The organism is Cyanobium sp. BA20m-p-22, from assembly GCF_024346275.1.
Classification (GTDB): Bacteria; Cyanobacteriota; Cyanobacteriia; order PCC-6307; family Cyanobiaceae; genus Cyanobium_A.
Window position 1 is genome coordinate 1 of sequence record NZ_JAGQCQ010000260.1, and the last position, 5,458, is coordinate 5,458.

The 5,458-nt window shown below is 60.4% G+C and carries 10 protein-coding genes; 8 read left to right on the forward strand and 2 right to left on the reverse strand.

What is annotated here, in order from left to right; genetic code table 11:
• The coding region (locus KBZ15_RS17520) for an SMP-30/gluconolactonase/LRE family protein (protein WP_255016513.1) at window positions 1–839 on the forward strand (839 nt) is incomplete at its 5' end.
• Between the two features lie 261 nt (window positions 840–1,100).
• On the opposite strand, the gene KBZ15_RS17525 is transcribed toward KBZ15_RS17520, so the two are convergent.
• On the reverse strand, window positions 1,101–1,364 hold the full coding sequence (locus KBZ15_RS17525) for an SDR family NAD(P)-dependent oxidoreductase (protein ID WP_255016521.1): 264 nt from the start codon (window positions 1,362–1,364) through the stop codon (window positions 1,101–1,103).
• Window positions 1,365–1,382: 18 nt separating this feature from the next.
• Complete coding sequence (locus KBZ15_RS17530; protein ID WP_255016514.1) at window positions 1,383–1,529, reverse strand: hypothetical protein; 147 nt, start codon at window positions 1,527–1,529, stop codon at window positions 1,383–1,385.
• Window positions 1,530–1,887: 358 nt separating this feature from the next.
• On the opposite strand from KBZ15_RS17530, the gene KBZ15_RS17535 reads away from it, so the two are divergent.
• Genes KBZ15_RS17535 through KBZ15_RS17565 form a run of 7 tightly spaced genes read left to right on the forward strand, consistent with a single transcriptional unit; the run spans window position 1,888 to window position 5,304 of the window.
• A complete protein-coding gene (locus tag KBZ15_RS17535) occupies window positions 1,888–2,094 on the forward strand; it encodes a Rid family hydrolase (RefSeq protein ID WP_255016515.1) in 207 nt (68 codons plus the stop codon).
• 10 nt (window positions 2,095–2,104) lie between these two features.
• Entirely contained in the window at window positions 2,105–2,584 is a 480-nt protein-coding gene (locus KBZ15_RS17540) for a cupin domain-containing protein (protein WP_255016516.1), read from the forward strand.
• 22 nt (window positions 2,585–2,606) lie between these two features.
• Window positions 2,607–2,735 (forward strand): hypothetical protein, encoded by a 129-nt coding sequence (locus KBZ15_RS17545; protein WP_255016517.1) that lies wholly within the window; start codon window positions 2,607–2,609, stop codon window positions 2,733–2,735.
• Between the two features lie 18 nt (window positions 2,736–2,753).
• Window positions 2,754–3,533, forward strand: coding sequence for an SMP-30/gluconolactonase/LRE family protein (locus KBZ15_RS17550; RefSeq protein WP_315859921.1), 780 nt, complete (start codon window positions 2,754–2,756; stop codon window positions 3,531–3,533).
• Between the two features lie 53 nt (window positions 3,534–3,586).
• The gene (locus KBZ15_RS17555) at window positions 3,587–3,844 is read left to right on the forward strand and encodes a Nif11-like leader peptide family RiPP precursor (protein ID WP_255016518.1); all 258 of its coding nucleotides are present in this window, start codon (window positions 3,587–3,589) and stop codon (window positions 3,842–3,844) included.
• Between the two features lie 31 nt (window positions 3,845–3,875).
• Window positions 3,876–4,292 (forward strand): heme-binding protein, encoded by a 417-nt coding sequence (locus tag KBZ15_RS17560; protein ID WP_255016519.1) that lies wholly within the window; start codon window positions 3,876–3,878, stop codon window positions 4,290–4,292.
• A gap of 37 nt (window positions 4,293–4,329) precedes the next feature.
• Entirely contained in the window at window positions 4,330–5,304 is a 975-nt protein-coding gene (locus tag KBZ15_RS17565; protein ID WP_255016520.1) for a VOC family protein, read from the forward strand.
• Window positions 5,305–5,458: the final 154 nt, after the last annotated feature.

Here is a 5,458-nt window from a genome sequence, read left to right on the forward strand (position 1 = left end):
ACAGCGTCTATGTGATGCGCTGGAATGGCCTCGATGCCCGTGGCGCCATCACCCCGGCCTCCTGGGAGAAGCCCCGGCTCTTCCGCAATCCCTCCGGGGTGGCTGATGGACAGACCATGGATCAGCAGGGCCATCTGCTGATCGCGGAAACCACCGGACGCCGCGTCTCGATCACCCGGGATCTGCAGGAGAATCTACGCAGCCCCGAACCCCAGGCACCATCCCTGGTGGATCGCTACCAGGGCAAACGCCTCAACTCCCCCAACGATCTGGTGGTGAAAAGCGACGGCAGCGTCTGGTTCACCGATCCCAGCTATGGCTCACTGCAGTTCCCGCAAACGGCGGAATTGCCCAACAACGTCTATCGCTATGAGCCCACTACGGCAAAGCTTTCCGTGGTGGAGCCGTCGCTGATGATGCCGAATGGCATTGCCTTCGGTCCGGGAGAGAAAAAGCTCTACCTCATCGACAGTGCCGCAATCCAGGGACCGCGTACCGATTTCACCTATCTGCCCCATCGGATCTACGTCTATGACGTTTCCGCAGATGGACGCCAGATCAGCAACAAGCGACTCTTTGCAGATGTGAGCCCCGGCTTCCCAGATGGCATGCGCCTCGATGAGAAAGGCAATGTGTATGTGGGTGCCCTTGATGGGATTCATGTGCTCAACCCCCAGGGCAAGCTGATCGGCAAGATCCTGATGCCAAAGCAGACGGCCAATCTCAGCTTCGGTGGCCGCGATAACAATATTCTGTTCATTGGATCCACCGATACGCTCTGGGCGATCAAGCTCAACACGAAAGGCCTGGTGCCGGTGCGATTCCGGGGTGGCCAGTAGGTAAAATAGTTGCGCTTGGAATACGCTTGTCATGGTGATTGGGTTTGCCCTAGTGAGGAATTGCCGAGTTCACCTTTTGATTGAATTAGTCGGAGCAATGCCTCTGCTGAATTTGGCGGAATCCTCACTTGAAGCAGACCTTTCTGCCGAGAGAAGGGAGAAAGATTTTTAGCTCAAGGCTTCTGGCGATCCTCGCACCGAGCAGCAGGCCCACGCTGATGTGATTTATTGGCATGTTTGGTCTGATGGCAAAGGTGTCAGTCACCAGACTCGTCGGCTGATCTCCGGTTTCTCCATGGAGCCAATTGCCATTGGGACTATCCCCCAGTGGCTTGGCCCCAGTGTGACTGAGAGGATCGAGGTGCGCGTCTCGATGCCGGCATTGTTGACAATCACATCGAGGCGGCCGTACTTGGCCACGGTGGCATTCACTAGGTTTTGCAGGTCATCCAGCTTGTCCACATCGGCCTGCTCGCCGTAGCTGCTGCTGCCATAGGCACCGATTTCCTGCTCCAGCTCTTCGATGGCCTCGGGGTGGGAGCCTCAGTCGATCAATACCTTGGCGTCGAGTTTGGCTCGATACTCGACGATGAATACACCGATACCACTGTTGCCACCCGTGTCGATGGGGACCTTGCCTTGCAGTAGTAATGAGAGGACCTTGCCGGCCATGGGATTTGAACTGGGCATGGGTTAAAATTTTTTTACTTTTTTGCAACCTCAGTGGAGATTGGCTCAAGAATGTTGCCGGTTGCAGTAGATGTAGCCACGAAAACCTGGCAAACTCAAGTGATGATACGGCCTTCTGCATTTAGCCAATGTCTAAACTAAATTCTAGGCCGTCAACCTCTCATGGCTACCAGCGACATCCGCCGAGCGATCCAAGTGATCGCTTCTGCGCCTGTTACCTCCTACAGCCAAGATTTCAAAAGGGAACCATCCTCTACATCACCGAGCAGCCGCCTTTTTTCCGTAAACCAATCTGAAGGCTGGCGATGGTGACATCACTCAGGAATCCAAGCAGGTGGTGATAAGCAACATATAGGCAGTGCTCGAAGAAGCAGGCTCTTACTTTAAAGATTTGGTAAGCGCCACCGTCTTCCGGGCCGACATTAATAAGCTCGGCACCTTAGATTCAGAATGGCAGGACTACTTCCCAAATCCACGGGCCTATCCTTACCGAGCTGCTGTGGAGGTGGCAGCCTTGGTTTCCAGTATACAATTGCTGATCTCAGCCAACGCCAGCAAGGATTGACACCCAAACCATGACAGACCCACTCAGCCTTGCGCCACAACCTCAGTGGTATTGGCATCTCTGGACCGATGAGAACGGGGTTAGCCGGCAGGAGAAGTGCGCGATTAACTCCTTTGAGCTCTTCTCGCTCAACACGGGATTCCCGACGGCCGGGCTCCAAATGCCGCAGTTTTCACACAAGCTGTTTGACAATGGGAATGCGTTATTGTCAATTCTCCCGGTCGGCTGGAAGGGAGACTGGCACGAGAACGCCATTCCCAAATTGATCTATGTCCTTCGGGGTGCCTGGTGGGTAGAAAGCATGGATGGCCACAGGGTAATTGTCAGTGCAGGTGAATTTTGCTTTGGAGGAGATCAAGGTTGTATTAGACCCCCGGATGGTAAATTTGGACATCTATCCGCCCAAATAGGCGATGAACCCAGTTTGCACCTGATTATTCAGCGCAACGATGATGCCTGGCGCGGAGCCAAGCCAGGCTATTTCAGCTGAAGCCAAGGCCAGAACCGTACCTATGGCGACACAACAACCGCTCATCCCCCGCACCGAAAGCTACGACGGCCGCTTTGACAGCTTGATCCTGTTCAATGCCGAACTCGAGCTCCTGGCCGACGGTTTTCGTTGGCTGGAGGGACCTGTGTGATTCGGCGACCATCAGTGCCTGCTGTTCAGTGACATCCCCAATAACCGCACCATGCGCTGGAGTGAGCGCCATGGCGTCACTATCTTTCGGGAATCCTCCGATTACGGCAATGGCCAGACCCGCGACCGCCAGGGTCGCCTGATCACCTGTCATCACCGCAGCCGCTGCCTCACTCGCGTGGAGCACGACGGCACCACCACCACCCTGGTGAACCATGCCGATGGCAAGCGGCTCAATGCCCCCAACGATGTGGTCGTGAAGAGCGACGGCAGCGTCTGGTTCAGCGATCCGCTCTATGGACTGATGAACGACTATGAGGGTGGCCGCCAGCTTTCCGAGCAGCCCGTCGCTCTCTATCGCCTGGATCCAGCCAGCGGCGATTTGCGGCGCATGGCTTCCGATTTCGACGGTCCGAATGGTCTGGCTTTTTCGCCGGATGAGCGCAAGCTCTATGTAGTCGAGTCCGGCGCTCCCGGTGCGGCCGCCCCCCGGCAGTACATCCGCGTCTTCGATGTCAGCGAGGACGGCTTGACGATCTCCGGCGGAGAGATGTTCCACAAAATCACCCCGGGTTGGGCCGATGGTTTCCGGGTGGATGAACACGGCAATCTCTGGTGCGGTGCCGCCGATGGCGTGCACTGTGTCAGTCCCGATGGCACCCTGCTGGGCAAGGTGCTGGTGCCGAAGCGCGTCTCGAATCTCTGTTTCGGCGATCGCTTCCATAGCCGCCTGTTCCTGTGCGCATCGACGTCCATCTACGCGCTGTTCACCAACACCCGCGGCGTTCAACGTCCCTGATGCCTCGTCTCCGATGGCGGGACGGCATCGATTCCCCTTCGCCCCCTCCACCCATGGCCAATCCCCAGCTCGAATCCTTCCTGGTCCAAGCAAAAGCCGACCCGGCCCTGCTGCAGCGTTTGCAGGCCTGCCCAAACCTCGATGCGGTCGCTGCTCTAGGGCTTGGGCTCGGCTACAGCTTCAGCGACGTCGATCTCGTACGCCATCAGGCGGAGGCCACGCTGCGCCTGGGCGAGGAGGATCTGGCCGCCGTTGCGGCCGGTGTCCAACTCCAGGGACATATTTGGTTGATAAACATCGTCTGGGCTTGAGCCAGGCTGCTCGTCAGCCCGGAATCCCCTTATGCGCCAGATTCCCCAGCTGGAGCTCGCCGATTGTCGGGCGATTGTGATCGCGGCCCAGGCCGAAGCTGATCGCCGCGCTGCTGTGGTCAGCCTGGCGGTCGTCGATTCCGGGGGGCATCCCCTGCTGGTGGAGCGACGGGATGGGGCCAGCCCCGCCAGCGTTGAGGCCGCCCTGGCCAAGGCCCGCATGGCCGCCCTCAACGGCAAACCCACCGAGGCGATGGAGGCGGCGATCAATGGACAGCGTCCCGCCCTGATGCAGCTCTCCGGAGCCATGGGTGAGCCCTCCTTGGCCATGGCCGGTGGCCTGCCCCTGTTGCATCAGGGCGTCTGCCTCGGCGCTGTCGGGGTCTCCGGCATGACTCCCGATGTGGACGGTGCCATTGCCGCCGCTGGCGCCGCGGCCCTGCCGTGAGGCCTTTCTTTCCCAACCTCTTATGTCTCGATCAGCTATGACCCACCCCCACATCGACAGCATCGGCTTCACGACCGCTGACGCCGAAGCCACCGCCAGTTTCTTTGCGGAGTGCCTCGGATTTCAACGCGACGCAGCGCCCCTGATTGTCGATGGCGGCCCCTACGCGGAGCTGGTGGGTTTGCCTGGGGCCCGCTTCAAACTGCTGCGGCTGGCAATCGGCGCCGAGGTGCTGGAGCTCACCGAGGTGCTCGATTCCGGTCCCGGCGCTCGGCCCGGCCGGCCGATCCCGACCGATTCCCTGAGCAATGACCGCTGGTTCCAGCACAGCTGCCTGGTGGTGAACTCCATGGAGGCGGCCCTGGCCGCTCTGCAGCCGGCGTTTGCGGCCGGCCGGATCAAACCGATTTCCTCGGCGCCCCAGCGGCTGCCGGATTGGAACACCGCCGCCGCCGGCATCGTTGCCTACAAGTTCCATGATCCGGAGGGTCATCCGCTGGAGCTGCTGCAGTTCCCGCCGGACAAGGGGGAGGCCCGCTGGCATGTCGAAGCGCCCGGGGCCTTGCTGGGCATCGACCACAGCGCCATCGGCATCGCCGACACCGCCGCCAGCTGCCGTTTCTACCGCGAGCTGCTGGGCTTGAGTGCCGGTGGCGATGGCGTCAATAGCGGCCAGGAACAAGATGGGCTTGATGGTCTGTCGGGCACCCGGGTGCACATCACCGGCCATCGCTGCCCCACCGGCGCCGGTGTCGAGTGCCTGGACTACCGCGAACCCACCGGCGGGCGCGCCATGCCCGCCGATCAGGGCATCCAGGATCTGGCCCACTGGCAGCTGCGGCTGCGGGTGGCGGATCTGGCGGCAATCGCCGAGCGGGCCGAGGCCTGCGGCGGCCAGGTGCTCCATGGTGGCGTGATCGAGCTGGGCGCGCAGGCCTCCCTGGTGGGCGCTGAACGGGCCCTGCAACTGGCAGACCCCGATGGCCACCAACTGCAACTGGTGCAGGGATAGGCGGACCTAGGTACCTTGAGCTGAGTTTTACTGCCCAGACCAGATGGAGATCACCGTTGTGGAGCTGCTGGTGCCGGCAGCCCCCTCCACCCTGGCCCAGGCATCCCTGCTGGTGATGCGGCTGTTCCTGGGGATCTGCTTCATCCGCCACGGC